The sequence below is a fragment of the uncultured Campylobacter sp. genome (assembly GCF_938018035.1).
GTDB lineage: Bacteria > Campylobacterota > Campylobacteria > Campylobacterales > Campylobacteraceae > Campylobacter_B.
In genome coordinates this window covers 1-3,758 of record NZ_CALIJF010000381.1, presented here as the reverse complement: position 1 = coordinate 3,758, position 3,758 = coordinate 1, and the positions used below count along the sequence as shown (strand labels likewise).

Annotated in this window: 4 protein-coding genes; 2 read left to right on the top strand and 2 right to left on the bottom strand. The window is 44.4% G+C overall.

Annotated elements, in window-relative coordinates:
* Positions 1-883: hypothetical protein (locus Q0257_RS11655; RefSeq protein ID WP_298024987.1), on the bottom strand; the 883-nt coding region annotated here is incomplete at its 3' end.
* A gap of 229 nt (positions 884-1,112) precedes the next feature.
* Entirely contained in the window at positions 1,113-2,204 is a 1,092-nt protein-coding gene (dnaJ, locus tag Q0257_RS11650; protein ID WP_298024985.1) for a molecular chaperone DnaJ, read from the bottom strand.
* 129 nt (positions 2,205-2,333) lie between these two features.
* Here dnaJ and Q0257_RS11645 point away from each other — a divergent pair, with 129 nt between their 5' ends.
* Together Q0257_RS11645 and Q0257_RS11640 are read left to right on the top strand one after the other, a co-directional pair.
* Complete coding sequence (locus Q0257_RS11645) at positions 2,334-3,005, top strand: response regulator transcription factor (RefSeq protein WP_005870149.1); 672 nt, start codon at positions 2,334-2,336, stop codon at positions 3,003-3,005.
* Between the two features lie 89 nt (positions 3,006-3,094).
* Positions 3,095-3,758, top strand: a 664-nt coding sequence (locus Q0257_RS11640) for a HAMP domain-containing protein (RefSeq protein WP_298024983.1), incomplete at its 3' end; no start/stop codon positions are given.

The window sequence follows — 3,758 nt, the reverse complement described above, 5'->3', positions numbered from 1 at the left end:
GATTAGATGAGAAACGTTTTGCTAAGGCATAGAATAAACTGAAAGCAGTATTAAAGATCAAGCCGAAGATAACAAGTGCATACACAAACGCAAATGCAGGGTGAATCTGTTTGGCAATAGCCAACATAGGAATATCAACAGTCGTTGCAAGTTTTACATTTGCATATAAGATACAGGTTGTAACTGTGATGATAATACCGATTATAAATCCACCCAAAGTACCACCTTTTTCTGCTACACCAATCCTTATAATGGATCCCCCTAATACAAAAGCCATTGATACACCTGTCATAACGCAGAGCGAAAAATAATTCAGAACAGAAAACCAGATATTTGGCATTGGAGTAGAGATTGTATTTGCAATTGTTTCTAATTCTTTAAAATCAAAACGTTGACTTGCAAAGGTATACACTGCCATAATCATAATCATGATAAAAATAATAGGCGTAAATATTCCGATCACATTCGTGATTTTTTCAAAATCAAGAAAGCTAACAAGGATTATCAATACGGCACATAGGAGTGCTCCTGACCAGAATGGCATGCCAAATTGCTGATTAAGATTTGATCCAGCCCCGGCAATCATGACAAAACCTACCACAAAACAGCAAATAATTAAAGAAATATCAAGAATTTTATTAGTGATAGATCCAGCAATTTGTGAAAGAACTTCAAAGTGATCATTGGATCTAAAATAACTACCGAATGTAATAATGATTTTACCAAAGACGGCATTGAGGATACCAAGAATAACGGCTCCAAGAATACCCCATTTGCCAAAACTGACGAAATATTGCATCAGATCCTGACCGGACGATAATCCAGCACCGACAATAACCCCAACATATGCTAACGCTACATTTAAAATTTGTTTTAACATCATCCTACCTCTTAATTATAAAAATTTTAATTTGCTTTACTAATATTAAGAATCTTTAAATTTAAATAATATTAAATGCTAATTAAATTTTATCCAAACAACGACACGAAATTTACACCGAAATTACATCCAAACTCTTAGCGAGATTCCAAGCGAAAATCCCGTACTTTGGTGAATAAAACCGCAAGACCGCCACCGCCGCCCAAAACAGATCAAGGCAAATCAAAGCAGCTTACTTGAAAAAATTCTTGATCTTATCGAGTATCCCCTCGTCGTCTCCGCCCTTGCTGCCGAAGCTTTCTTGAAGCTCGCGCAAAAGCGCCTCTTGCTTCTCGCTGAGTTTCTTAGGCGTCTGGACATTTACCTGCACGATCAGATCGCCGTTTTTCTTGGTGCGGATATTCGGCGCGCCCTCCCCGTAGATCGTGAAGCGCTGCTTGTCCTTCGTGCCTACTTTGAGTTTCAGCTCCGCCTTGCCGCGCGGCGTCGGCACCTCGATGCTCTCGCCCAAGATCGCCTGCGTGAAAAACACCGGCACCTCGATATACAGGTCGTCTCCGTCGCGCAGGAAGTGGCTGTCCTCCTTCACGCGCACTATCACGTACAGATCCCCGATCTCGCCGGTTTTGGAGACGTTGCCCTTGCCGCTTAGGCGCACGCGCTGTCCGTCGTCGATACCTGCGGGAATGTCAAATTTAAGGCTCACGTCCTCTTCGGTAAAGCCCTTGCCGCCGCAATCCTTGCACCTGTCTTTTACGATCTCGCCCGTGCCGCCGCATTCGGAGCAGCTTTGGATGAAGCTCATATATCCGCGCCTTACAGCGACGCGCCCGGTACCGCCGCAAGCGGAGCAGGTGTGTCTTTTTTTATCCTTCGAGCCGGTGGCGTCGCAGGTGGAGCATGGCTTTTTGATCTTGTATTTTATCTCCTTGTGAACGCCCTCTAAAGCCTCTTTAAACTCCAGCGTTACGGCCAGTTCGGTATCTATGCCGTATGGATCGCTAGGGCGTGAGCGACCGCCTCCGCCGAATGCCTGCTCAAAAAAATCGCCGAAAATCGAGCTAAAATCAAATCCTCCGCCGCTCGCGCCGCTATATGCGCCGCTGATGCCCTCTTTGCCGTAGCGATCATACATCCTGCGCTTTTGATCGTCACTTAAAATTTGATACGCTTCGTTGATCTTTTTAAATTTCTCCTCCGATTCCTTGTCGCCCTGGTTGCGGTCGGGGTGGAATTGCAAAGCGAGCTTTCTAAACGCCTTTTTTATCGTCTCGGCGTCGGCATCGCGCGCCACGCCTAAAATTTCATAATAATCTTCTTCCACGAAATTCTCCTTGAACTATACAAAAGGGGCAATTTTATCTAAATTTAATAAAACGCAAGTTAAGACTTAACTATTTTTATGTATAATGCAATATTTAAAATTTCAAATCAACGATGCAAAGGATAAAAAATGATAAATGTATTGATGATAGAAGACGACAGCGAGTTCGCACAGCTTCTAACCGAATATCTGGCTAAATTTAACATCCAAGTTACAAACTTTGAAGACCCGTATCTGGGCATTAGCGCGGGGATCAAAAACTACGATCTGCTGATTTTGGATCTTACGCTTCCTGGGATGGACGGACTTGAGGTCTGCAAAGAGATCCGCGAGAAATACGATATTCCGATCATCATCAGCTCGGCTAGAAGCGACGTGAGCGATCGCGTAGTGGGTCTTCAGATCGGCGCGGACGATTACCTACCGAAACCTTATGATCCAAAAGAGATGCACGCGCGCATCATGAGCTTAATTCGCCGCTACAAAAAAGCCAGCGAAAAGGAAGAAACCGCCACGGATAGCGTATTTCGTATCGACGACAAGCGCCATGAAATTTACTTCGGCGAAGAGTCGCTCGTGCTAACGCCTGCGGAGTATGAAATTTTAGAATACCTCATCAAGCAGCATAGCTTTTCGGTATCCCGCGAGCAGCTCGTATACCATTGCAAGAGCCTAAAAGATAAGGACTCAAAGAGCTTAGACGTCATCATCGGACGCCTACGCACCAAGATCGGCGACAGTTCCAAAGCGCCTAAGCATATCTTTTCGGTTCGCGGTATCGGCTACAAGCTCATCGGATGAAGCACTCTTTAATCACTAAAATTTCGGTTTTTTTTGTAATCGCGATCATCTTAGTCTGCGTGCTTTTCATCACGTTCGCACGGATGCAGATGAATAGAGCTCTAGGTAGCATGCAGGCTAATCAAATAAACGCGGTCAATAATCTACTTGAGCTATACAAGCGTAATGCCCCTCCCAGCGATATTGAGCGCTACTTCTCCAGCTACGGCTTGGAGCTTGTAAAAGACAAAAATATCATCCAAAACATCATCACGAGTGGTAAAATTTTTTTCGTTCAAGACACCTCTATCGGCGAGTTTAGCTCGGTCGAGTATAATAATTCACTGTTTTTAAATATCAAAAACAACTCTTTCGTCGTGGTTTTCGAAAGCCTTGGCACGAAGAATTTAAACGATCCGCTTTGGGTCGGGTTTTTGCTTACGATGGCGGTTTTGATCTCACTTTATCTATCGATAGTGCGAAGCTTCACGCCGCTAAAAAAACTAAGCAAAAATATCAAAAAATTCGCCCAAGGTAATTTGGACGTAAATTTAGCCGCTGCGCACAGCGAGGACGAGATCGGGCAGGTCGCGCAGGAATTTAACAACGCGATTGCTAAAATTCAAGAGCTAATCCGATCGCGCCAGCTGTTTTTACGCACCATCATGCATGAGCTTAAAACCCCGATCGGCAAGGGCAGGCTCATCACCGAAATGCTCGAGGACGAGACGCAAAAGGTGCGACTCGTAAACGTTTTTGAGCGGCTTGAAATTT